Consider the following 23,057-nt stretch of genomic DNA (forward strand, 5'->3'; position numbering starts at 1 on the left):
CAGAAGCACGCCACCACAACCCTGAAGTGTTATTTACATTTATACTCAGCAGGTTATCCATGAGATATATGCAGAGTGCGAAATAGTCCTTTTCCTTGCCCATTTAGTCTGCTAGGTACCGGCTTGCTCAGCAATGAGTGCCGGTCGCAGCCTACCCGGCAACAGCGAAAACAAGGACTAAACCTTATGAAGACTATCGTAATCAGCTCCGGCGGATTGGATTCGGTCACGCTTGCCTACAAGGTTGCGCGTGAACACGAATTGCTCGGCCTCGTCTCTTTTGACTATGGTCAGCGGCACAAGAAAGAGCTGGATTATGCGGCGCATGCTGCAAAACAGCTGGGCGTGCCGCATCATATTCTGGACATGAGCCAGATTGGAGCGCATTTGAGCGGCTCCGCTCTTACAGATGATGTTGATGTTCCTGACGGGCACTATGCCGAAGAGAACATGAAGGTCACTGTGGTTCCCAACCGAAACGCAATCATGCTGTCCATCGGCTTTGGCATTGCGGCTGCGCAGCAGGCCGATGCTGTGGCTGCGGCGGTGCACGGGGGTGATCACTTCATCTATCCGGACTGTCGCCCTGGCTTTATCAAAAGCTTTGAAAGCATGCAGAAGCTGGCTTTGGACGGCTATGCCAATGTGAGCCTTTACACGCCATTTGTAGAAATTTCCAAAGGTGCCATCGTTGCAGAAGGTGCCCGGATCAACGTTCCGTTTGAGGACACGTGGTCTTGCTACAAAGGCGGAGAGAAACACTGCGGGCGGTGCGGCACCTGTGTTGAACGGCGCGAAGCCTTTGACATTGCGGGTGTTGAGGACCCAACGGAATACGCGGATCCAGACTACTGGAAATCCGCGGTGGAACGAGCGGAACCATAATGTACAAAATCACAAAGGAATTTCACTTCTCGGCTTCGCACCAACTCTGCGAAATGCCGGAGGGACATCCTTGCGCGCGTCTGCATGGGCACAACTACATTGTGGTGGTTGAGCTCGCCAGCGAGTTTCTCAATGAATACGGCTTCGTGGTGGACTTTACTGAGCTGAAACCGCTCAAGCGTTTCATTGATGATGAGCTGGACCACCGGCACCTGAACGAGGTGTTCGGACATGATCAGGTGACTTCCGAGTTTCTGGCCAAGACCATTTATGAGTTCTGTAAAGGCCACTGGACGGAGACCTGCGCGGTCCGTGTGAGTGAAACTCCAAAAACGTGGGCGGAATACCGACCATGAGCAAACTCAGTATCAGCGAGATCTTTGGGCCAACCATTCAGGGCGAAGGCGCGTTGATTGGCGAGCCGACCGTTTTTGTGCGGGCTGGTGGCTGTGACTACCGGTGCAGCTGGTGTGACACCTTGCATGCGGTGGACAGTGCCTATCGTCATACCTGGGACCAGATGGACAGTGAGGACGTTTGGAAGAAGGTTGAGGAGCTTTCCTGTGGGCAGCCGATCACCGTTTCCCTTTCCGGCGGCAATCCTGCCATTCAGGACTTCTCAAAGCTAATCGCGCTTGGCAAAGCCAAAGGCTACAAGTTCGCGATTGAGACGCAAGGGTCTGTTGCGCGGGACTGGTTTGCGGATCTGGATACGCTGGTGCTGAGCCCTAAGCCACCTTCTTCTGGTGAGGTCGTGAACTGGGACAAGTTCGACGCTTGTCTGGATGCTGCACTCAACACTGCCACCTGTGTGATCAAAGTGGTGGTGTTTGATGATGTGGACTACGACTGGGCCAAAGAGGTAAGCGAGCGCTACCCTTATCTGCCGATGTACCTGCAGCCGGGCAACCATACCCCTCCTCCGCCTGAGGATGATGACGCCCAGATTGATATGGACGGCATCATGGACCGTATGCACTGGCTGGTGGACAAAACTGTTTCCGATCAATGGTTCAAGCCACGCATTCTGCCGCAGCTGCATGTGCTGCTGTGGGGCAACAAGCGCGGCGTTTAACGCAATAATCCTTTGAACCGACAAATGAGTTCGAGAGAGCAATGAGCAAAGACGATATCTATAAAAATCTGACTATGCTGGGCGGTGACACTGTTCAGCCGCAGTCCCCTGAAGAAGCTGTTCTGGAAAAGGTTCCGAACCCTCAACAGGGTACACCTTATGCGATCCGCTTTACTGCGCCGGAGTTCACCTCCCTGTGCCCGATCACCAACCAGCCTGACTTTGCGCATCTGGTGATTGATTATGTGCCGGACCAGTGGCTGGTTGAGAGCAAGTCTCTGAAACTGTTCCTGACATCCTTCCGCAACCACGGTGCGTTCCACGAAGACTGCACTGTATCCATCGGCAAACGTCTGGTGGACACGCTGAACCCGATCTGGCTGCGCATTGGCGGTTATTGGTATCCGCGTGGTGGTATTCCGATTGATGTGTTCTACCAGACCGGTGAAGAGCCAAAAGGTGTCTGGATTCCAGAACAAGGCGTGCCGACTTATCGCGGTCGCGGCTAAGCATTATTTTGCGGCCTGTTCTTATCCGATGATAAGCCGCATGCAGTATCAGTTGGGGTTGCGAAAAGGCTGCCAACCCCAACTTTGCTTTTATTGATCAGCCTTAAGCGCCCATCAGGGCGTCAACTTCAGCCAGTGTTGGTGCAGATGTGGCTGCGCCGTGTTTGGTGGTGGAGAGTGCGCCGCAAGCCGCAGCGAAGCGGACAGCTTCTGCCAGAGTTTTACCGCCTGCCAGTGCATAGGCCAGACCGCCGTTGAAGCAATCTCCGGCTGCCACTGTGTCGATTGCATTTACCTTGAACGGCTCCACAAACCCTTCGCTTGTCTCATCCTTGAAGTAGACGCCGCGTGCACCCAGTTTCACAACGGCAGCAGCAACGCCCTGTTCGCGTAGCAGGTTCGCTGCATGGGCTGCTTCTTCTGCGTTGGTTGGGCGGAAGCCGGTGAGGATTTCAGTTTCAGTCTCGTTTGGCGTCACAACATCCACGTTTTGCAGGAAGCCTTCCGGCAGGCCATGAACAGGTGCCGGAGCTGGATCAAAGATCACCTTACCGCCAGAGGCGCGAACTTTCTTTGCCGCGCTCAGGCAGGTTTCGACCGGGATTTCCAGCTGCATGAGCATAATCTTAGCGGTTTCCAGCACTTCTGCAGAGCGTTCCAGATCACTTTCATCAACGGCCAGATTTGCGCCGCCAATGACGATGATGCTGTTTTCAGAGTTTGCGTCTACGCCGATGACTGCGATGCCGGTGCCGTGGGTTTCATCCAGATGCACATGCTCGGTTGAAACGCCCATTTCAGCCAGATGCTGGGCTGCGATGTCACCGAAGCCATCCTTGCCGATGCGACCTACGAGCTTTGCGTCGCCACCTAGTTTTGATGCGGCAACGGCCTGATTGCAGCCCTTGCCGCCCAGGTTGATGGCGTAGCTGTGTCCATGCAGCGTTTCGCCCGGCTGAGGCAAGCGATCAGAACGGGTTGTGATATCAACATTGATGGAACCGACAATGGCGATGGACATGAGTTATTCCTAGTTAATAACGGAGCTGCGGACGACGAGTTCTGGCACCAGTTTGATCACGGGTGGCATCTCTGTCTTCTCTTCCAGATGATTGATCAGCGCTTCTGCAGCGCTTAGCCCGAGCTCGAAGCTGGGCTGTTTGATGGTGGTTAGCGTTGGCGCCATGTAGGAGGCATACTCCACGTCATCGTATCCGATGACGGAGATGTCTTCAGGAATGCGCAAACCGCGCTCCTGAATGGCCCGGTAGGCGCCCATGGCCATGAGGTCGTTGAAGGCGAAGATGGCTTCTGGCTGGCTGTCCGCTTCCAGAATTTGCTTCATGCCTTCATAACCGCCGGATGCGGTGAGAAGACCGGCAGATTGCCACTTTTCTTCCACGGGCAAGCCCGCTGCTTCCATGGCGGTTTTGTAGCCTTTGTAACGTTCAATAGAGCGCGGGTGATCCTGTGGGCCCATGAGGCAGCCGATTTTGGTCAGGCCGCGTTTGATCAGGTGTTCTGTTGCCAGTCTGCCACCCAAAACGGAGTCATCCTGCAGGGTGCAGGCGTTTGGGTGCGGGGCGGAATCCAGAATGGCTTTTGGCAGTTTGCCCAGTTTGCTGAGCTGCTCGTAAAGAGCCGGATCTGTTTTGGTGGTCATCACCATGAGGGCATCAATGCGGCGCTGAAGCAATGTGTTGAGATTTGCCAGCTGCCTGTCGGACTGATGCCCTGAGTTACACAGGATGAGACTGAAATTGTGTTGGTAGCAGCCCTCTTCCACACCGCGAACAACGTCTGCGAAGAATGGGTTGGAGCTGCTGGAGACCAACATGCCGATGATGTTAGTTCGTTTAACCTTGAGCGCGCGGGCCATCATACTTGGCTGGAAACCAAGGGACTGGATGGCTTCCTCCACTTTTTGCTTGGTCAGGGGAGCAACATAGCGTGTCTCGTTGATCACGTGAGACACTGTAGATGCGGAGACCCCCGCAGCCTGTGCAACATCCTTGATACTGACCATTTCCGCTCCGGTTTAAAGAGTCGGGTCTGGCGCTTACGCCAAACCCGATTTTATTCAGATTACTTGCACTTACTTGGTTACAAGTTTCAGCGCAACTGGAGTGTACGCGTCGACTTTTTCACCTTTAAGGACTTTATCCGCAGTGTCTACGCCGATGGAACCGATCATGCCAGCCTGCTGAGCAACAGTTGCCAGCATTGCGCCTTCTTCAACAGCTTTTACGCCGTCATCGGTGCCGTCGAAGCCAACGACGATGATGTCGCGGTTAGCAGCTTCAATTGCCTTGATTGCGCCCAGAGCCATTTCATCGTTGTGTGCGAACACTGCATCGATTTCTGGCTGTGCCTGCAGGATGTTTTCCATCACGTTCAGGCCTTTAGTGCGGTCAAAGTCAGCTGGCTGAACTGCAACCAGTTCGATGCCGGATGCGCCGTGCATTGCTTTTTTGAAGCCTGTGCCACGGTCACGTGCTGCAGAAGTACCTGGAACACCTTCCAGCTCAACAATTTTGCCGCTGCCGCGCAGGGTTTCAACGATCAGCTCACCAGCCATTTCACCGCCGAGGATGTTGTCAGACGCAACGTGGGAAACCACTTTGCCGCGTGCTGCGCCACGGTCGAGAGTAACAACCGGAACGTCCTTGCGGTTTGCAGCGCGGATGGAGCTGGAAACTGCGTCAGAGTCAGTTGGGTTGATCATCAGCAAAGCAACGTTTTTGCTGAGAACGTCTTCCACGTTTGCCAGCTCTTTAGCTGGATCGTTCTGGCTGTCGAGAACAACGATTTTGTAGCCAAGCTCATTTGCGCGAGCTTCTGCACCTTCTTTCAGGGTCACAAAGAACGGATTGTTCAGTGTGGACACGACCAGAGCCAATGTGTCCTGTGCCATGGAAACTGCTGTGGAGCCGAGAAGAAGAGCAGCACCTGCTGCCAAACTCACTAGTTTTTTCATAGAAACCTCCCGAGGTTCAGTTTGTTTGCTCACGCGTTTGATTTGCCACGGCTGTCGACGACAACCGCCAGAAGGATAACCGCACCTTTTGCGATCATCTGGTAGTAGGATGAAACATCCATAATATTCAGTGCGTTATTCAACACACCGATGATAAGGGCACCAATAATGGTGCCGAAGATCCGGCCTTTGCCGCCAGCGAGGCTGGTGCCACCAAGAACCACGGCTGCAATCGCGTCGAGCTCGTAACCAAGACCAGCTGTTGGCTGTGCAGATTCAAGACGTGCTGTCAGGATGATGCCTGCCAGTGCTGCGAGCGCACCGCTGAGGGCGTAGACAAGAATTTTGACTTTTTTGACGTTGATGCCAGACAGGCGCGCCACGTTCTCATTGCCGCCAATGGCATAAACGTAACGGCCGAAACGGGTCTGACTAAGGATGAACCAGCAGATCGCGAAGATGACGACCATCAGGATCACCGGGTTCGGAATGCCGAAGATGTAACCACCACCGAACTGGTAGAAGCTTTCAGCCACATCAAAGTAGCCGGTAGAGATTGGGCGACCTTGTGTGTAGACCAGCGTTGCACCGCGGATCATGGTCATGCCGACCAGAGTTGCGATGAATGGCTGGACGTTGAAGTAGCTGATGATCACACCGCTGGTGGCACCGAGGCCTGCACCCACCATGATGGTGATGAACAGCGCGATGACAAGTGGTGTATCCATACCGATAAGGCTTGCGCAGATGGCGCCCGCAAAGGCCAGAATGGAGCCGACCGCCAGATCGATGCCTGCTGTCAGGATCACGAAGGTCATGCCCATGGCGATGACGGCGTTGATCGAGGTTTGACGCAGGATGTTGAGCATGTTGTCAACGCCGAGGAAGTTGGCGTTGGCGAAGGACACTGCGGCCATCAGGATAATCAGGCCAATCAGAGACTTATTTTCACTGATAAAGTCGTTGAGCTTCATCTGTTTTACCCGTTTGTTTGGCCAGCAACGGCGCAGCGCATAATGTTTTCTTGAGTGGCTTCGTCTCTGTCGAACGATCCGGTCAGCTTGCCACTGGACAAGACGAGGATGCGATCAGAGATGCCCAGAAGCTCTGGCATGTCGGAGGAGATCAGCAGGATGCAAAGGCCCTCTGCCTTCAGCTTGTTGATCAGCGTGTAGATTTCGCGTTTTGCGCCAACATCCACCCCGCGTGTTGGTTCATCGAGGATGAGAACCTTTGGCTCCGGCACCAGTGATTTGGCGATGGAGACCTTCTGCTGGTTGCCACCGGACAGGTTGGAGATGATGGTGTTTGCATCTCTGGTCTTGATGGCGAAGGCTTCGATGTACTCGCTGATGGTGACCGCTTCGGAGGCTTTGTTGACGAAACCGAACGCGTTACAGAAACGGTCCAGTCCTGTGAGGGACATGTTGGTGCCCAGCTCCTGAGACTGCACGAGGCCTTCCTGCTTGCGGTCTTCGGTGACGTAACCGATCTGTGCTTTCACACCGTCCTGCGGAGATCTGAGGCGGATCTCTTTGCCGTCGATTTTGACTGCACCGCTTTTGATTGGGTTGGCGCCAAAGATAGCCTTTGCCAGTTCGGTTCGCCCTGCCCCAACGAGGCCTGCAAAACCAACGACTTCACCAGCATGGGCTGTGAAGGAGATTTCCTTGGCGCCGTGTGCGGTGAGCTTTTCAACTTCAATGCGGACATCGCCCGGAACAGCTGGCACGAATGGATACTGATCAGAAAGTTCACGGCCCACCATGTGGCGGATCAGGTCGTCCTCGGTGATTTCAGAAACCGGGCCCTGATGGACCATCTCACCGTCACGCAGGATGGCAATGTCGTCGCACATCTGGAAGATTTCGCCCAAACGGTGTGAGATGAAGACGAGGCCTTTGCCTTGTGCACGCAACTCGTCGACAACTTCGAACAAGATTGCTGTCTCAATATCGGTGAGCGCATCGGTTGGCTCATCCATGATGATCACTTCAGCATTCAGTGAGAGCGCTTTTGCGATCTCAACCATTTGCTGCTGCGCGATGGAAAGCCTGCCCAATGGGGTTTTGGGATCAATATCCTGCTTCAGCTGTGCGAGGTATTTTTTGCTTTCCCGTTCAATCACATCCCACTGGATCTTGCCCAGTTTGGTCGGTTCGCGGCCCAGATAGATGTTCTCTGCGACGGAGAGTTCAGGAAGCAGATTAAGTTCTTGGTGGATAATGCCAATTCCGGCATCCATGGACTGACGCGCGGTGGTGAACTCTACTTCCTTGCCCTTGTAGACCACTTTACCCGCATCGCGCTGATAGATGCCCGATATGATTTTCATCAGGGTTGATTTACCGGCTCCGTTTTCACCGGCCAGAGCCACAACACGCCCGGCACGGATGGTCAGATCAACGGATTTGAGCACGTTGATCCCGGAGAAGGATTTTTCAATTCCCTGAAGTTGAAGAAGGGTTGTCACTGGGTGTCCTCTCCCAAAGCCCGAATGGTTTTGTAGACTTTCCTCAGAACGTCACGCCTGAATAGAAAATCACATTGGCGTAGGGTGTGCATTCTCCCGTGCGCACCACGGCCCGGCATTTGCCCGTTAATGCCTTAAATTCCTCATGAGAGACAGTTGTGGTCTCTACGTTGGTGCCCTGACATTTTGCGATTTCGGCAATCAGTGAGCGCAAACGCAAATGATAGGCTGGCTGTTGTTCGATCAGCTCTTCAGCAATAACAACCCGCTCCACCTGCATTTCAGCTGTGATCGCGCTTGCTGTTTCCAGCATGCCCGGCAGGCCCTTTGTAATTGCAAGGTCGATGCGCTCAACATCCTTAGAAATTGGGAGCCCGGCATCTCCAACACAAAGACCATCCCCATGACCCATATGAGAGATAATGCTAGAGACCGGAGCGTTTAAAAGTACGCCCTTCTTCATGGCAGCAAGTCCTCCGCGTTGTCTCGATTGAAGAGACGTTAACAGGCGCGCATGAGTTACGCAACCGTTTGCGCAAACGTTTGCGTGAGTCATTTTCTGGAATTATTCCAGCTCATTTCAGGCATACTGAATGCATGGGTGCTCTGCACGTTCAATTGGATTGGCAAAAATATCAGAGGTTATATGGATTTATTGCAGATCAGATTTCGGTCTGCAGATAACGCTGGCGGCAGCTCTCAGATGTACCACTGAGACAATTTGCGCCTGTTTTATCACTCTGAGTTTTTGGGGATATGTGGTCCCTCGCCTGCCCACACAGCAAAAAGCCCCACTTCTTTCGAAGCGAGGCTCATTGGTTTTCATCGGATCTACTGATGACTATTTCAGGTCAGGAACCGCGATGTGATCCATGTCGGTGAACTCCTGATTTTCACCGGTCATGCCCCAGATGAAGGTGTAGGACTGGGTGCCAACACCGCTATGGATGGACCAGCTTGGTGAGATCACGGCCTGCTCATTGTGAACGAACAGATGGCGGGTTTCCTGCGGTTCCCCCATCAGGTGCACAACGGCAGCGTCGTCGTTCATGTTGAAGTAGAAATACACTTCCATACGACGATCATGGGTGTGCGCTGGCATGGTGTTCCAGATGGAACCCTGATGCAGTTTGGTCATGCCCATGAGCAGCTGGCAGGTTGGCAGTACATCCGGCACGAAGTACTTGTTGATGGTGCGCTCATTGCAGTTTTCAGCATCACCCAAAGTGACCGGAGAAGCTTCTGCCAGTGTCACCTTCTTGTTCGGGTAGGTTTTGTGCGCCGGAGCGCAGTTGTAGTAAAGCTTGGCCGGGTTCTGCTTATCGACGCTCTTAAAGGAGACGTCTTTAGCGCCCATGCCGACGTAAAGCGCTTCTTCCTGTGCGACTTCATAGCTTTCACCATCAACGATGATGACGGCCGGGCCACCCACGTTGATGAAGCCGATTTCGCGGCGTTCCAGGAAGTAGGAAACACCCAGCTTCTTGCCGTAGTCTGCTTCCAGCACGACTTCCGTGTTCACCGGCATGACTCCGCCCACAATGATGCGGTCCACGTGGCTGTAGGTCATGGTGATTTCATCGGCGGCAAAGATGCTTTCGATGAGGAATTCGCGGCGCAGGCCTTCTGTGTCCAGTGTCTTGGCGTGCTCGCTGTGAATTGCCTGTCTGACTTCCATGATAATCTCCTAAAATTCGGCGTTTAGGCGCAGGTCTCCGTGCGCCCAGTTGTTCAACTGCGCGTTCTTTGTTTTTGGTTTTGTAGTTCAGTTAGCGGGCGAGCCAGCCACCATCGACAGCCAGTGTGAAGCCGTTGACGTATGACGCCGCTTCAGAGGCCAGGAAGACACATGGGCCAGCCACGTCATTCGGTTCACCCCAACGCTCTGCCGGAATGCGTTCCAGAATGGCCTGATTACGGTCTGCATCGGCACGCAGGGCTGCGGTGTTGTTGGTTGCCATGTAGCCCGGCGCAATCGCGTTGACGTTGATGCCGTGCTTTGCCCACTCATTTGCCAGCGCGCGGGTGAGGCCCAGCACAGCGCTTTTGGATGCGGTGTAGGATGGAACGCGAATGCCGCCCTGATAGGAAAGCATGGAGGCGACATTGATGATTTTGCCACCGTTGCCTTGCTTCACAAACTGCTTTGCCACCAGCTGGGAGAGGAAGAAGAGCGAGCGGATGTTGAGATTCATCACCGCATCCCAGTCGTCCTCAGAGAAATCCAGTGCGTCTTCACGGCGGATGATGCCAGCGTTGTTGACCAGAATATCGACTTTGCCTGTTGCCGAAACAGCGTCAGCGACGACACCCGGAAGAGCTTCTTTGTTGCTCAGGTCTGCGCGTAGATCAAAGAACTTGCGGCCTGTTTCGGCCATTACGGCAATGGTGTCTTTTGGTTCCACCACATTGACGCCAACGATATCGCAGCCAGCTTTGGCGAGCCCTACAGCCATGGCCTGACCCAGACCAGTGTCACAGCCCGTTACGATTGCAGTTTTTCCATTCAAATCAAACTGGTTCAGCATATGTCTTATTCCTAAACAGCACTAAGAGAACTTGCAGGTTTGCTGAAGCAAACGTTGGTTACATGGCCGAGCTCGGTCTCCTGTTCAGACCAGCCTTTCGGCAGCGTTGCAGGCCGGTGGATGACAACATCGTTGCACGTGATGTTGTTGGCCTGATCCAGCCAGAGACCCGGCAATCCGTTCGGGTACGGCTCCAGGCCGAGGATCTGACCAGCTTCGTTTTTGACCCAAGAATTCCGCCGCCCCTGCTCCGGATTGTCGAGCAGGTTCACGTCATGCGGGCTTGGGCGCAGGTCCAGATAATAGGCATCCGGGAACTTGCCTGCTTCCAATGAAAGCTGGATGTTGCTGAGGGTAACGTTCTCGATCTGCTGGGTTTCGTGACCAACAATGTTGATCGCCCCCTGCGCACGACCGGTGATGCCTTCTGCAGCTACATCACGCACATAGCCAGGCACATCGCCCGCTACACGTGGCAGAGCGTTGATGGTGATTGCTTCGCCACTGCCCCAAAACCCATCCGGCGTCTGCTCACACTGTACAGTACAGTTGGAGAAGCGGATGCGTTCGATATCGCCGCCATCACGGGAGAAGATACCGAATGCACGGTTGGACTCGGTGATTGTGCAGGTGGTGAACAGCACGTCGCGCACATCCTGATAGGTTTCTGTGCCGATTTTCAGGGCGCAGGACTTGGAGGACAGGATAGAGTTGCTGACGATGATCCGCTCTGCTGGACCGTTAAGGCTCTCATCTTCCTTACGGCAGGTTTTCACGCAGACCGCATCATCTGCGGCGCGGATCACACAGTTGAAGATGGAGGCATCGGTACAGCTGTCGAAGTTGACGCCGTCGGTGTTTGGCATGCGCATGTCATTGAGAATACGCAGGCTTTCCACCTTCACCTGATGGCAGGCGATCAGGTGGATGGTCCACATGGGCGCTTCCACAATGGAAATGCCAGTAAGGCTGATGTCTTTGCAGTTTTCGAAGACAACGATACGCGGGCGTAGCATCTTCGGCCAGAACGTGCCTTCAAAGAGACCGTCACGACCGCACCATTTATCGCTGTGACCGTGGATCGTTCCGCTGCCGGAAATGGAGATGCCTTGCTGGTCACGCGCTGTGATGAAGGCACGATCAGAATCTTCCGCAATGACGGAGACCTTACCAGCTTCATAGTCTGCGTAGTCGGTTGAGCAGGAAAGTTCGCAGCCAGTTGGCAGGTGCAGATCGACAAAGGATTTGAGTTTCAATGCCTTTGAGACCCACTGCCCTCTTGGCAGCACGACTTGACCACCACCAGCAGCATGAACTGCGTCAATCGCTTGCTGGACGGCCTGCGTTATGTCTTTTTCGCCGTCTGTGACAGTGACATGGTGTGTATTAAGCGACATCTTGCAAAATTTCCTTAGCAGCAAGAAGTTCAATCAAAAGAAGGCTTGCCAGAGCCTGCCCGTATGGTGTGGGGGTGTTCGGAATGTTCCGGTAGAACTCAAAATCATGCCCCATGGCCGTCCCGTCAGAGACTTCCTGAACAATCCCAGCCCCATCTATCCGCTCCAGCACAGCAGAAGCTGCTTTGAGCGCTGGTTGCAAATAGCTTTCTGGCAGAATTCCCGTCCTCACGCCGCGCAGCAGACCATAGGCAAAGCCTGCGGTCGCGGAGGTTTCTGGAGGAGAGTCTGGCTGATCCAGCAGAGTTGGCCACATGCCATCTTCCAACTGAAGCGGCAGCAGAGCTTCCACCTGACGGCGATAGAGTGCCTTGATTTGGCGAGCTGCCGGGCCATAGCGTTCGCCGACGAGCTCAAACAGTTCCGGTACAGCGATGGTGATCCACGCATTGCCGCGCGCCCAGAAGGCTTCGGCGTAGTTGTGGTTTCCGAGGAATGTCCAGCCATGATACCAGAGGCCGCTTACCGGATCTGACAGATACCGACCATGGACCAGAAACTGGTAGTAGGCTTCTTCCACCCAATCCGGGCGATCCAGCCAATCCCCGGCCACGCCCATAAACAGGCCCGCCATGAAGAGCGTGTCATCCCAGAGCTGACCGTCGTTTTCACGTTCCTTGACCAGATGCTGGAAGCCCTCATCAACGGTCTTCGGCATGTCGTTGACCAGCCATTCGGCCCAGTCGGTTACGATCTGCTTCCAGCGTTCGTTGTTGGTTTCCCGCGCCAGCAAGGCCAGGCACAACATGGGCGCTGTGGAGTTGATCTGGCGCGGTGGCAGGCCGCGCGCGATCTGCATGTCGTACCAGTTGGCCAGATTGCGCTTCATGCGCTCATCGCCCGTTTTACAGGCGTGCTTGTAAAAGCCGTAGAGGCCGACACCGACTTCCCAGTCCCACTCGTCAAAATGAATGGACCCATCGCAATCAAGCTCTGATGGCGCATCATTGATGCCCTTCAGGCTGCGGAACCCATCTGCTGTCAGGGCCAGCGCTTCTTCAAGTCTGGATGCTTCAAACATGAGCTGCCTCCTGAGTTGAGCAAGATTGATCCAACCGTTTCAAGCCGATGCGAGGAACGGGGCTGAGGTTTTCGAAGCTAATGCACTCACCGTTGGCTTTCAGTTCCCCTTCCCAATTGAGGGAGAGAGAGCCTTGTCCTTCGATCTCAGCGCTCAGGGTCAAGGTCTCTGCATTCCAGCTGATTTTGCTGGCAAGCAGACGAGCCTTGAACTCGGCGAAGGTCTCTGTTTGCGCTGAGCCAGTTACGGTCACCCATGCGTTGCAGCGGCCTGCACTGCGGAACTCGACACCTGCGAAACAGCTGGTTTGCAGTGGTTCAATACCGTTTGCAGCGAAGAAGGCGGTGAAGCCATCTTTGACGCGGGCAAAGAGCCAATTGCCGGTGAGTTCATGCTCATCACACACGTGCAGTGGCGCGTAGAGGTGAGTGAAGTCTGCCTCGTCCTCATCTCCGTTGAAAATCATCAAACCGGCTGGGCCTGATTGATCCGCACGAGGAAGCGTTCCGTTGCCAGACCAATAGGATGGTCGTCCACTGCCCCAAACTTGCGTTTCTCCGGGATGATTGACCCAGAACCGCGCATACGGATTGCCTGCGAGCATCACATCCTGCACGTGCTGTTGATGGCCGTGCTGACCGGTTTTGTGATCTACCACGGTTGAAAGCTGCGCCTCTGACGTTTTGTAAAGTTTCAGCTTGCCTGCATGCTCATGGCCCTGCGTGTAGCTGGTTTCCAGCGCACGGCCTTGTGGAACAGACGCGTAGGCACCTGTTTCCTCCGGCGGCGTGTAATCACTCAACGCAATCATGGTTGAGGCGAAGTTGCCGGAGGAGACAAAGCCGTCGCCCCACGCAAAGTGGCAGAGCGTGGCCAGTTCACTGGCTGGACCGGCAAAGATATCCTTGTCGTAACACCGGCCCATGGTACCAGCTGGCAGACCAGACTGGGTGTGCAGCGCCATCATCTGAAAGATAGAATCCATCAGCGCTTTGGCGCGATCACGAATGTCAGCATCCGGTGCCAGATGATACAGAGCTGTTAGGCCGATAAAGTCGATTGGGTAGTATGGAATGGAGTTCCATTCTGCCAAACCATCCCGCTCAACAGTTTCAAACCACTTCAACAGCCGCTCATAACCAACCTGCTTTTGTTGCTGGCCTTTGCGACTGGAGCAGAGAAACAGATCTTCCGGGAACATTGAACCCGCCAGATACTGAGATGCGTGGAAGCAGAGGGTGTGGTTTTCACTCCAGAACCACATAGCGTCATTGCCCGGCTCATCGAACCAATAGCGGAAACCAAGGATGGTGGAGCGGACACGGCGCCAGGTTTGCTCTGAAAGCTGTGTCCAAGCATGGTCTTTCCAGATCCAAAGCAGTGGCAGGAAGGCAAAGTCTGCACAATCCTCGCGGCGGGAGATCTTGCTCAGAGCTTCTAAAAGCAGTCTCTCAGAAGTTTCCAGATCAGAGCCCATATGCAGCTTTGATAGAGCGTGGGAGAGATGGCTTCCCCCAGTCTGCGCACTGAATGCCAAGAGCTCTACACGGCGTTCTTCCAGCGTTGTGCCAGAACCTTGCTGCAGATCTTTGAGGCATACGACGCCGACTTCACGGGCAACGCCAAGCCCTTGCGTGACAAGGGTCACCCGCACGAGGTTGGTGGCTGGTGCCAGCTCATCAATGCTTGGGCCGATCAGGCGATTGGAGCCTTTTGGCAGGGTATAGGTGTTCTTGCTTCCGGCCAGCGTTGGCTTGAGCAATGGCAGCGTTTCAACGTGGATCTGTGCGTCTTCCGGCAAGGCGCCGTCAAACTGAAGCTCCACGTGGCCTTCAGAGTAGTAGAGCTTATCCGGCTGGACACTGGAGATGAACGCTTCAGCTTCCTTGAGCGCCTCTGCATCATATGTGGCGCTGAGACCAACTTGAAGATCAGCGTCTGTTGCCTCAGAGCCCTCATAGATAAGTTCCAGAGAGTAGACGGTATCGCGCTCAGCGATGTCTTCCAGATGCACGAGGATCTCGTTGGCGCCTTGAGACAGAGCCAGCGTTTCGATGCTCTCCTGTGGTTTGTTGCGCACCAAAGGCTCAAACGCGAAGCCGAGCTTCCCATTGGCCCAGACGCGCACACCACCAGCGGTGCGGACGCGGAACTGATAATTGCCCGCAATCGGGGCATTGACCACACAGCGCAAGACGCGTTGTAAATGGGTTGGGCAGAACCAGAAGCCGCTGAAATCCAGCACAGATTGCGAAGGCTGAATGCGGGTTTCAGGGAGTTCAACACCCGCGGGGCATGGCACTTCCCTGCCCTTCATATCATTCCAGAAGGCTATACGGCACGGCAAATCGCCTACATCCGTAAAGCCGTTGATGTAGGTGTAGTTCACGTTATCCGGCAGGGTATCTGCCTCACCAGCAAAGGGCGTCTCCGTCAGTCCAGAGACCTCCCAATAGCTTAAGGGCTCACCCTTTTTGATTTGCCAGGGGAATTGTGTCTTTGGCACAAAACCACTCCTTGTAAATGGGGTATTTCTCAGGGTTTCAGGAGAGCGACAGTTCGATCTGCTCGATACAGCTCACTAACTCATGAAGGGAGGCGATGGTGCGTGTAGGCTCTTCACTGGCATCCGTCGGCACCACGTTGCGGCGCTGCGTCCATTTATGGAAGATGCTCTTGTGGCCTGCTCCGTTTGCGCCTTTGATGTCACGCTCAAGGTTGTTGCCCACCATGACGATGTTCGGTGCATCAGCTTCGCTCAGGCCGAGTGATGTCATTGCTGATCCAAACATTTGGAAGTCAGGCTTCAGCACACCTACGTCACCTGAAATTGTGTGGCTTTCAAAGTGATCCCAAAGATCGTGCTGTCCCAGAATGTTCTCGAAGGTTGCCCGTGGGCCATCTGCCACGAGGGCAAGACGATAGCCACGGGCAACAAGCGTGTTCAGCGCTTCGCGGGCATAGGGCAGCAGTTCAGCGCCATAAGCGACATCGCTGCCTTCCTTTTTGATTTCAGTGCCTTCATCGATGAGTGTGTCACCACAATCCAGGAAGATGGCTTTGAAATGCGGAAGGGTTTCACGCAGGTCGCTGATGAGGTGCTTTACACGCTCCGGAATCCAGCTCTCAACACGAGCCCATGGCAGCAGATCGCCTTCAGCACAATCCCAGCGCAGTGTTTCACCGTAGGATGGCTCCAGCACCAAACGCTGCATTTGCAGGCGTGCGAGGCGGTGTTCATATGGAGTGACCTCACCAAACTCCTGCGAGAATGGATTCCCCATATGAACACCATGTAGCCCCGCCCCCAACGAGCACTCGTAACGGGTGTGTGCTTCACGTTCCTTCATGGCATCACGGGATGCAAAATGGGCGTGTTTGCCAGGTTCTGCCCATAGCGTTACGCGGCCATTTTCAAGCGGCAGAGCGTCGCCGTTTTTCATTTCAACGCGCTTGCCATGCTGAGATGCTTCAACAGCGATAACCTGATCTTCCGCGTTCAGATGAACCCAGACGTGCTCCAGATCATACAAATGCTGGATGTCGTAGTCCCAGAAGATCGCATATTCGATGACGCGGTCAGCTTTGGGTGCAATTTCAAACTTGCTGCTTGGGGATTTGCCCGCTTTGGCGAAGACAGTAAAGCCGATCGCGGTTGGACGCCATGGTTCGGATCTGTCCAGTCGCAGGACTGGTGCAAACTTACGCGCAAGATTGAGTTCGTCAGTTTCCTGAAGACCCTGCCTCAAGGCAATGAGGCTTCCGTTTTTATTGGTCATAGTTGGCCCCTTGTAGCTTCAGGTCAGCAGAATGGTGGCAGCGGACGAACCGGCCTTCTGCTGTTTCAGTCAATTCCGGATTGGACATGTGACAAAGCTCGGATGCGTGAGGGCACCGGCTTGCAAATGCGCAGCCCACTGGCAGGTTCGCTGGATCGGCCACCTCCCCTTTGACGAGTCCACGCTTCTTGGCGCGGGCGCGTTTTGGATCAGGGATCGGGATCGCGGACAGCAATGCTTCTGAGTATGGATGCAGTGGCTGTTCAAAGAAGCTTGCAGTATCTGCCACTTCCACTAATCGGCCTGCGTACATGACGCCGATGCGATCACTGATGTGCTCAACCATACTCAAATCGTGGGTGATGAAGAGATAGGTCAACCCCATCTGCTCCTGCAGATCCTGCAGCAGGTTGATGGTTTGCGCGGCGATGGATACATCCAGTGCGGACACGGATTCATCGGCTGCGATGAAGGTCGGGTTCAGAGCCAAAGCACGGGCGATGCCGATACGTTGACGCTGACCGCCACTGAAGGCGTGCGGATAACGGGTCATATTTTCCGGACGCAGGCCCACTTTGATGAGCAAGTCGGCAACGCGATCTTCCAGCTCACTCTTATTGGTGATGCCGTTATTGACCAACGGCTCGCTGACCAGCTGCAACAGCGTCATGCGCGGATTGAGTGAGGCGTAAGGGTCCTGAAAGATCATCTGCATGTACTGACGGAGCTGACGCATTTCTGCTTCGCTCTTGTGGGTCAGGTCATGCCAGTTGCCTGCTGGGTCCTTAAAGCGGATTGTGCCGCCGGTTGGCTCGTAGGCTCGCAGCAAGGCGCGTGCCGTGGTGGATTTGCCGGAGCCACTTTCGCCTACAATGCCTAGGGTCTCGCCTTTTCTGATGTAAAACGACACATCATCAACGGCTTTAACAGCGCCCAGCTCACGGCCCAGAAAACCCTTTTTGATGGGAAAGTGCATCTGCAGCTTTTCAACGCTGATCAGAGCATCATCAGGTATATGAAAATTAGTCATGGGAGTATCGCTCTTATGCCTGATGGAGATGACAGCGGGCCATCTGATCGTTTTCAAAATGCGTCAGCTCAGGGATCTGGCTTGTGCATTTGCCTGCCATTTTTTCAGCACAGCGGGTATGGAACACGCAGCCTGTTGGCAGGTTGAACGGATCCGGCACCATGCCTTCGATGGTTTGCAGACGGCGGCGTTTTTGACCATCCAGACGCGGAATGGACTGCAGCAGCGCACGGGTGTACGGATGTTTTGGATGATAGAAGATATCATCCACCGAGGCCGTTTCCACCGCATTGCCCAGATACATAACCGAGACACGATCTGCGATTTCTGCCACCACACCGAAGTTATGGGTGATGAAGATCACCGCCATGTTCAGCTCATCCTGCAAGGACATGATGAGATCGAGGATTTGCGCTTCTGTGGTTACATCCAGCGCTGTCGTCGGTTCATCTGCCAGCAGCAGGCTTGGATTACAGGACAGAGCCATGGCAATCATGGCGCGCTGCCGCATACCGCCGGAGAGCTGGTGTGGGTACTTCTTCAGCATCTCCATTGGCTTTGGCATCTGCACCATAGCCAGCAGTTCTGCAGCCCGTTCCACCTGTGCCTTTTTGGAAAGGTCTGTGTGCAGGTTCAGCGTTGTCATGATCTGCTTGCCGATGGAATGCACCGGGCTGAGGGCAGTCATAGGCTCCTGAAAGATCATACCTATATGACCACCACGCAGCTCACGCATTTTGCGGCTTTCGCGTTTTTCAGCGAGGATGTCGACGACTTCACCGTCATTTTTGCGGAACTTCACGGAGCCGTTGGTGACCGTTGCGTTGCGGGGCAGCAGGTTCATGATGGAGCGTGCGCTCAGGGACTTACCGCTACCACTTTCGCCTACGATGCCAAGTACTTCGCCCGGTTTCACCGAGAAGGTGACGCCATTTACGGCATTGACGGTTCCCTCACGCATCTCAAAGCAGATATTGAGATCATTGATTTCGAGAATGGTTTCATCCTGCATGATCCGTTCTCCTTATTTTTGGTAGGGATCGGCAGCGTCACGCAAGCCATCGCCAAGGAAGTTGAAAGCAAGGATTGTCACTACAATCGCAACGCCCGGAATGAGGAGCCACGGAGCCAGTGCGATTGAGCGCAGGTTCTGAGCATCCTGAAGCAACACACCCCAACTGATGACCGGAGGACGCAGGCCCAGACCAAGGAAGCTCAGCGCTGTCTCACCAAGGATCATCTCCGGGATCGCCAGAGAGATTGCTGCGATCACATAGGAGGTCATGGATGGCAGCATGTGCCGGGTCACGATGCGGGTTTTGGTTGCACCAGACAGGCGAGCGGCCAGCACAAAGTCCTGATTACGGATTGTCATGAAGTGACCGCGTACAACACGTGCCAGGTTGGTCCAGCCGATCAGTGCCAGAATGACTGTGATGAGCAGGTAAACGAGGATCGGATCCCAGTTTACCGGCAGCGCTGCAGCTAGACCAAGCCAGAGCGGGATGGTTGGGATAGAGCGGACAAGCTCTGCCATGCGCTGGATGATAGTGTCGACAGTTCCGCCAATGAGACCTGCAAGACTGCCAAGCGTAATGCCGATCACGAAGGAGAAGAACACACCGATGAGGCCGACAGAGAGCGTGACACGGGCGCCGTAGACCAGACGGGAGAACAGATCACGCCCAAGTTTGTCTGTGCCAAGAATGTAGATGCGATTGCGCTTCCCTTCTACGCCAAACAAGTGCAGCTTGGTTGGGATGAAGCCCCAGAAGTTATACTTGTCACCTTCCACGAAGAAGCGGATACGGTTGATCTTGCTGGTGTCTTCTTCAAAAGACAAACGAGCGGTGTTCGGATCGCGCTGACGCTTGAGGCCATAAACAAACGGCCCCTGAAACGTGCCATCTTCACTGAAGAAGTGGATGGACTGAGGTGGAACGAACGGATGTAACCGGTTGTGTTTGAATGGATCATACGGTGCCAGGAAGCCTGCAAATGCAGCGACCAGATACAGCACGATGATCACGCCCAGAGACCACAAGGCCAGTTTGTGTTTTTTGAAACGCCACCACATCAATGTCAGCGGCTTGGCGGTGTAAGAGGAGTTTTCCTTCACCTCTACAGCAGGTTCAACAGCGGTATTGCTAAGAGTTTGCTCTGACATAGTGCCTCACGAATGACGAATGCGTGGATCGGTCAGCACCAGCAGGATGTCTGAAAGCAACGTGCCAATGATGGTGAAGACGCTAAGTATGAGAATGAAGCCACCAGCCAGATACATGTCCTGGTTCTGCAAGGAGCGCAGAAGAAGTGGACCGGTTGTCGGCAGGTTCAGCACCACAGCGGTGATCACATCACCGGAAATGAGTGCCGGCAGTGCCCAGCCTACGGTTGAGATGAACGGGTTAAGCGCAACGCGAACCGGATAGCGCCAGACAACCTGTCGCTCGCTGAGGCCCTGCGCATAGGCGGTTTCAACATAAGGTTTGCCTAGCTCTTCGAGCATGTTGGCACGCATGATACGCAGCAGGCCAGCAGCACCACCGGTGGAGAGCACCAGAACCGGCACCCAGAGGTGGGAGAGCAGATCAACAAACTTGGCAATGGACCACGGAGCATTTTCGAACTCCGGAGAGAACAAGCCACCGACATGGAAGTTGAAGTAGAGGAAACCCATCCACATCAGCACCAAGGCCAGCAGGAAGTCCGGAATACCGCGACCAAGGAAGCCGAGAACCGTGAAGAGGTGATCAAAGAAAGAGTACTGACGGGTCGCAGAATAGACACCGATCGGAATAGCAATCGCCCATGTCATCAGCAATGAGAGCACGGAGATCATCAGTGTGAGGCCGATGCGGTCCCAGATCAGTTCGGAAACCGGGAGTTTCCAGTCAAGAGACAGTCCGAAGTCACCATGGAGCAGAATGCCGCCAATCCAGGTCAGGAACTGCTCGTACATTGGGCGATCCAGACCAAACTCATGACGAATGTGAGCAGCTGTTTCCGCATCAATAACTTCGCCAGTTTCCACCAGTTCAGCAATGTATGCCGTTACATAATCTCCAGGTGGAAGCTGAATGATAACGAATGTGGCAATCGTAATAACGATCAATGTCGGGATCGACCACAAAAGGCGATGCGCAATATAACCTGCCATTTCCCTTTTCCGTTTTGTTGTACTTGCAAGGAAGCTTTGAAGTATTGAGCCGGTGGCGGCATCGGGAGCGCCGCCACCAACTCAACCGCAAGGCAGTTTAATCTTGGGAGAAATAGAGCTGCTGCGGATATGCGAGGCCAACGCCGCGTAACGCGTCGTCGTGGACGAACCCCGCAGGGAAGTTTTTCAAGCTGTTCTTGCGCACATAGACTGCTGGAGTTTCACCCACGAGCCCCACATGCCAGCCGTACTGTTTGTGCAATGTCACCATTTCCTGAGCGTAGGCATTTGCCTCTTCCAGGCTGTGAGCGGTCTGGGCATTCTCCCATGCTTTCCAGACGTCACGGATCGGGTGATCTTTTGGTGGCTCTTCACCGGATTTGCCGTTGGTGCTCCACCAGTTGAAGTAGCTTGGCGCAAATCCGTAGCGACCGAGGAAGCGGAGCGGATCAGCGGTGATGACAGAGGAACGGTCGAAGGTATCGAGCACCATATCGAAGTCAGCTGTATCAACGTGCTGCTGGTAGAGCGTGCGGTCGATAATGCGCACCAGCACTTCGATACCAACGTCCTGCCAGTAAGTGCGAACCACTTCCAAAAGCTCGCCCTGTATGTCCCAGCGCGTTTCCAGTACGAGGCTGAGACGGCGACCATCAGACATTAAGCGGAACCCATCATCGTCACGTTCTGTGAGACCGATTGCGTCAAGAAGTTCAGCGGCTTTATCCGGATCGTACTCAGTCCAGCGTGTCTCCGCTTCTTCATCGTAGAACGGTGAGCCAGAAATTGGGGAAGCCTGCCGAGATTCACCAAGACCTGAGAACGCCAGTTCGTTGATGGTTTCACGATCTACGGAGATGTTCAGAGCTTCACGGAAACGGATATCCTCGAACAGTGCTTGCTTCACCTTATCGGCGGAGTTGAGGTTCGGGATGATCGACCATGTGAGTGCCTTGGTCCATTTCTCAATGGTGTAATCACCCTTGGCTTCGTTCTCCTTTAGGAGCGTGAAGTCAGCTACGTTGATGTGGCGGTTTTGCAGGTCGATTTCGCCTTGGATCGCCATGAAGTTGATGGCTTCCGGGTCCTGGAACAGGCGGTGTTCGATCTGGTCGATGTAAGGAAGCTGATTTCCTTCTGCATCCACGCCGTAATAGTAAGGGTTGCGCTCCATGACCACGGTGTCAGATGGCGGAGGAGTTTTCACACGCCATGCGGTGAGAACCGGCATATCCGGATTGAACCACCAGGCCTGGATCTGGCCTTTGGAGTCCCAGAGATCGGTCCACTTCTTAGCGCCATATTTGGCAATGGCCGCGTCCAACTTGGCCGGGTCTGCGTGGGTTGGATGGTAGTCCTTGAGGTAGTGGAATGGCTCGATAAAGCCCGGACGATCAAGGCCCGGACGACCGGTGCTTTCCTTGGCCAGAACGGTCAGGAACAGCGGGTATGGCTTTTCAAAAGAGACGGTGAAAGTGTAGTCATCGGCAAAAGACAGCTTCATTGGCACACCGTTGGAGGTGTAAAGCGCCTTGATGGATGGCATCAGGTCTTCGTTGAGGAACACATCCTCATACCAGAAGCGTACGTCACGAGTGGTGACCGGCGCGCCGTCGGACCAGCGCAGACCTTCGCGGATTTTGAAGGTGAACTCGCGGGCGTCTTCACTCACCGAGTATTCGCCGATCCAGCCCGGAACCAGGGACAGGTTTTTCTCACCGTCCATGTAGGTTTCCACCACACGCTCTTCCATGAGCTTGGTTGGTCCCCAGCGGTCGCTTGGGCCTTTGAAGGCACGCTTCAGGACACCACCATAGATGCCGATGCTGTCGTAGACCGGGATGACGCGTGGATTTTTCGGCAGGCGCTCTTCAACCGGTGGCAATTGACCGGCTTCGACCAGTTGCTTGAGCATTGGTGCCTCATTATAGGCCCAGCCATTGGCGGCCAAAAACGGCAGCGTCAAAGCAACAATCGACGTGAGTGTAACGCTCTTCATCAAATTCTCCCCCAACTCGCCTTCCCAGATCCTCCCTGGCAAAACGAGTTACTTCCATATATGCAACAAGCCCGCACCACTGCACTTGGCAGCCCGAATACAGCCTTTGTTGACAATCAGTTACCCGGCGAAGATGACAGGAGCGCCGTTTGACAACAAGACGA

Annotated in this window: 21 protein-coding genes; 4 read left to right on the top strand and 17 right to left on the bottom strand. The window is 54.4% G+C overall.

The window, feature by feature from the left end; translation table 11 throughout:
- Positions 1-186: 186 nt before the first annotated feature.
- Genes queC through queF form a run of 4 tightly spaced genes read left to right on the top strand, consistent with a single transcriptional unit; the run spans position 187 to position 2,469 of the window.
- Positions 187-885 carry a 7-cyano-7-deazaguanine synthase QueC gene (gene queC / locus PJE062_RS03830; protein WP_008546997.1) on the top strand — a complete coding sequence of 233 codons (699 nt, stop codon included), beginning with the start codon at positions 187-189 and terminating at the stop codon, positions 883-885.
- A complete protein-coding gene (gene queD, locus PJE062_RS03835; RefSeq protein ID WP_008547248.1) occupies positions 885-1,241 on the top strand; it encodes a 6-carboxytetrahydropterin synthase QueD in 357 nt (118 codons plus the stop codon). The genes queC and queD overlap by 1 nt, the downstream gene beginning before the upstream one ends.
- Positions 1,238-1,960, top strand: coding sequence for a 7-carboxy-7-deazaguanine synthase QueE (gene queE, locus PJE062_RS03840; protein WP_037035892.1), 723 nt, complete (start codon positions 1,238-1,240; stop codon positions 1,958-1,960). Before queD ends, queE begins: the two co-directional genes overlap by 4 nt.
- Before the next feature lie 41 nt (positions 1,961-2,001).
- A complete protein-coding gene (queF, locus tag PJE062_RS03845) occupies positions 2,002-2,469 on the top strand; it encodes a preQ(1) synthase (protein WP_008547062.1) in 468 nt (155 codons plus the stop codon).
- A gap of 103 nt (positions 2,470-2,572) precedes the next feature.
- On the opposite strand, the gene rbsK is transcribed toward queF, so the two are convergent.
- The 17 genes from rbsK to PJE062_RS03930 all read right to left on the bottom strand — a co-directional run bounded on the left by rbsK (position 2,573) and on the right by PJE062_RS03930 (position 22,893).
- Positions 2,573-3,490: a ribokinase gene (rbsK, locus tag PJE062_RS03850; RefSeq protein WP_008546827.1), complete on the bottom strand. Its 918-nt coding sequence runs from the start codon at positions 3,488-3,490 to the stop codon at positions 2,573-2,575.
- Between the two features lie 9 nt (positions 3,491-3,499).
- Positions 3,500-4,495, bottom strand: a complete 996-nt coding sequence (locus PJE062_RS03855) for a LacI family DNA-binding transcriptional regulator (RefSeq protein WP_008546929.1) — start codon at positions 4,493-4,495, stop codon at positions 3,500-3,502.
- A gap of 69 nt (positions 4,496-4,564) precedes the next feature.
- On the bottom strand, positions 4,565-5,446 hold the full coding sequence (gene rbsB / locus PJE062_RS03860; RefSeq protein WP_008546486.1) for a ribose ABC transporter substrate-binding protein RbsB: 882 nt from the start codon (positions 5,444-5,446) through the stop codon (positions 4,565-4,567).
- 29 nt (positions 5,447-5,475) lie between these two features.
- Complete coding sequence (gene rbsC, locus PJE062_RS03865; protein WP_008546773.1) at positions 5,476-6,420, bottom strand: ribose ABC transporter permease; 945 nt, start codon at positions 6,418-6,420, stop codon at positions 5,476-5,478.
- Positions 6,421-6,425: 5 nt separating this feature from the next.
- Positions 6,426-7,919, bottom strand: coding sequence for a sugar ABC transporter ATP-binding protein (locus PJE062_RS03870; protein WP_008547234.1), 1,494 nt, complete (start codon positions 7,917-7,919; stop codon positions 6,426-6,428).
- A 43-nt stretch (positions 7,920-7,962) separates the two neighbouring features.
- Complete coding sequence (gene rbsD / locus PJE062_RS03875; RefSeq protein WP_008546674.1) at positions 7,963-8,382, bottom strand: D-ribose pyranase; 420 nt, start codon at positions 8,380-8,382, stop codon at positions 7,963-7,965.
- A gap of 378 nt (positions 8,383-8,760) precedes the next feature.
- Positions 8,761-9,597, bottom strand: a complete 837-nt coding sequence (gene kduI, locus PJE062_RS03880) for a 5-dehydro-4-deoxy-D-glucuronate isomerase (protein ID WP_008546953.1) — start codon at positions 9,595-9,597, stop codon at positions 8,761-8,763.
- Positions 9,598-9,688: 91 nt separating this feature from the next.
- Positions 9,689-10,447 carry a 2-dehydro-3-deoxy-D-gluconate 5-dehydrogenase KduD gene (gene kduD / locus PJE062_RS03885; protein WP_008547196.1) on the bottom strand — a complete coding sequence of 253 codons (759 nt, stop codon included), beginning with the start codon at positions 10,445-10,447 and terminating at the stop codon, positions 9,689-9,691.
- A gap of 11 nt (positions 10,448-10,458) precedes the next feature.
- Entirely contained in the window at positions 10,459-11,844 is a 1,386-nt protein-coding gene (locus tag PJE062_RS03890; protein WP_008546792.1) for a glycoside hydrolase family 28 protein, read from the bottom strand.
- Entirely contained in the window at positions 11,834-12,925 is a 1,092-nt protein-coding gene (locus tag PJE062_RS03895; RefSeq protein WP_008546419.1) for a glycoside hydrolase family 105 protein, read from the bottom strand. Before PJE062_RS03895 ends, PJE062_RS03890 begins: the two co-directional genes overlap by 11 nt.
- Complete coding sequence (locus PJE062_RS03900) at positions 12,918-15,431, bottom strand: hypothetical protein (protein ID WP_050773828.1); 2,514 nt, start codon at positions 15,429-15,431, stop codon at positions 12,918-12,920. The genes PJE062_RS03895 and PJE062_RS03900 overlap by 8 nt, the downstream gene beginning before the upstream one ends.
- 37 nt (positions 15,432-15,468) lie before the next feature.
- Complete coding sequence (locus PJE062_RS03905; protein ID WP_008547054.1) at positions 15,469-16,704, bottom strand: HAD family hydrolase; 1,236 nt, start codon at positions 16,702-16,704, stop codon at positions 15,469-15,471.
- On the bottom strand, positions 16,694-17,734 hold the full coding sequence (locus PJE062_RS03910; RefSeq protein ID WP_008546281.1) for an ABC transporter ATP-binding protein: 1,041 nt from the start codon (positions 17,732-17,734) through the stop codon (positions 16,694-16,696). Before PJE062_RS03910 ends, PJE062_RS03905 begins: the two co-directional genes overlap by 11 nt.
- 13 nt (positions 17,735-17,747) lie before the next feature.
- A complete protein-coding gene (locus PJE062_RS03915; RefSeq protein WP_008546906.1) occupies positions 17,748-18,746 on the bottom strand; it encodes an ABC transporter ATP-binding protein in 999 nt (332 codons plus the stop codon).
- A gap of 12 nt (positions 18,747-18,758) precedes the next feature.
- Positions 18,759-19,901 (bottom strand): ABC transporter permease, encoded by a 1,143-nt coding sequence (locus PJE062_RS03920; protein ID WP_008547204.1) that lies wholly within the window; start codon positions 19,899-19,901, stop codon positions 18,759-18,761.
- Positions 19,902-19,907: 6 nt separating this feature from the next.
- The gene (locus tag PJE062_RS03925) at positions 19,908-20,894 is read right to left on the bottom strand and encodes an ABC transporter permease (protein ID WP_008546926.1); all 987 of its coding nucleotides are present in this window, start codon (positions 20,892-20,894) and stop codon (positions 19,908-19,910) included.
- Positions 20,895-20,991: 97 nt separating this feature from the next.
- Complete coding sequence (locus PJE062_RS03930; protein ID WP_008546306.1) at positions 20,992-22,893, bottom strand: ABC transporter substrate-binding protein; 1,902 nt, start codon at positions 22,891-22,893, stop codon at positions 20,992-20,994.
- Positions 22,894-23,057 lie beyond the last annotated feature (164 nt).

It is taken from the genome of Pseudovibrio sp. JE062 (assembly GCF_000156235.1).
Taxonomy (GTDB): Bacteria; Pseudomonadota; Alphaproteobacteria; order Rhizobiales; family Stappiaceae; genus Pseudovibrio.

Bases quoted from the DNA above. Each gene is read 5' to 3' on its own strand.
- queC (WP_008546997.1), top strand. From the start codon at position 187: ATGAAGACTATCGTAATCAGCTCCGGCGGATTGGATTCGGTCACGCTT.
- queD (WP_008547248.1), top strand. From the start codon at position 885: ATGTACAAAATCACAAAGGAATTTCACTTCTCGGCTTCGCACCAACTC.
- queE (WP_037035892.1), top strand. From the start codon at position 1,238: ATGAGCAAACTCAGTATCAGCGAGATCTTTGGGCCAACCATTCAGGGC.
- queF (WP_008547062.1), top strand. From the start codon at position 2,002: ATGAGCAAAGACGATATCTATAAAAATCTGACTATGCTGGGCGGTGAC.
- rbsK (WP_008546827.1), bottom strand. From the start codon at position 3,490: ATGTCCATCGCCATTGTCGGTTCCATCAATGTTGATATCACAACCCGT.
- PJE062_RS03855 (WP_008546929.1), bottom strand. From the start codon at position 4,495: ATGGTCAGTATCAAGGATGTTGCACAGGCTGCGGGGGTCTCCGCATCT.
- rbsB (WP_008546486.1), bottom strand. From the start codon at position 5,446: ATGAAAAAACTAGTGAGTTTGGCAGCAGGTGCTGCTCTTCTTCTCGGC.
- rbsC (WP_008546773.1), bottom strand. From the start codon at position 6,420: ATGAAGCTCAACGACTTTATCAGTGAAAATAAGTCTCTGATTGGCCTG.
- rbsD (WP_008546674.1), bottom strand. From the start codon at position 8,382: ATGAAGAAGGGCGTACTTTTAAACGCTCCGGTCTCTAGCATTATCTCT.
- kduI (WP_008546953.1), bottom strand. From the start codon at position 9,597: ATGGAAGTCAGACAGGCAATTCACAGCGAGCACGCCAAGACACTGGAC.
- kduD (WP_008547196.1), bottom strand. From the start codon at position 10,447: ATGCTGAACCAGTTTGATTTGAATGGAAAAACTGCAATCGTAACGGGC.
- PJE062_RS03890 (WP_008546792.1), bottom strand. From the start codon at position 11,844: ATGTCGCTTAATACACACCATGTCACTGTCACAGACGGCGAAAAAGAC.
- PJE062_RS03895 (WP_008546419.1), bottom strand. From the start codon at position 12,925: ATGTTTGAAGCATCCAGACTTGAAGAAGCGCTGGCCCTGACAGCAGAT.
- PJE062_RS03905 (WP_008547054.1), bottom strand. From the start codon at position 16,704: ATGACCAATAAAAACGGAAGCCTCATTGCCTTGAGGCAGGGTCTTCAG.
- PJE062_RS03910 (WP_008546281.1), bottom strand. From the start codon at position 17,734: ATGACTAATTTTCATATACCTGATGATGCTCTGATCAGCGTTGAAAAG.
- PJE062_RS03915 (WP_008546906.1), bottom strand. From the start codon at position 18,746: ATGCAGGATGAAACCATTCTCGAAATCAATGATCTCAATATCTGCTTT.
- PJE062_RS03920 (WP_008547204.1), bottom strand. From the start codon at position 19,901: ATGTCAGAGCAAACTCTTAGCAATACCGCTGTTGAACCTGCTGTAGAG.
- PJE062_RS03925 (WP_008546926.1), bottom strand. From the start codon at position 20,894: ATGGCAGGTTATATTGCGCATCGCCTTTTGTGGTCGATCCCGACATTG.
- PJE062_RS03930 (WP_008546306.1), bottom strand. From the start codon at position 22,893: ATGAAGAGCGTTACACTCACGTCGATTGTTGCTTTGACGCTGCCGTTT.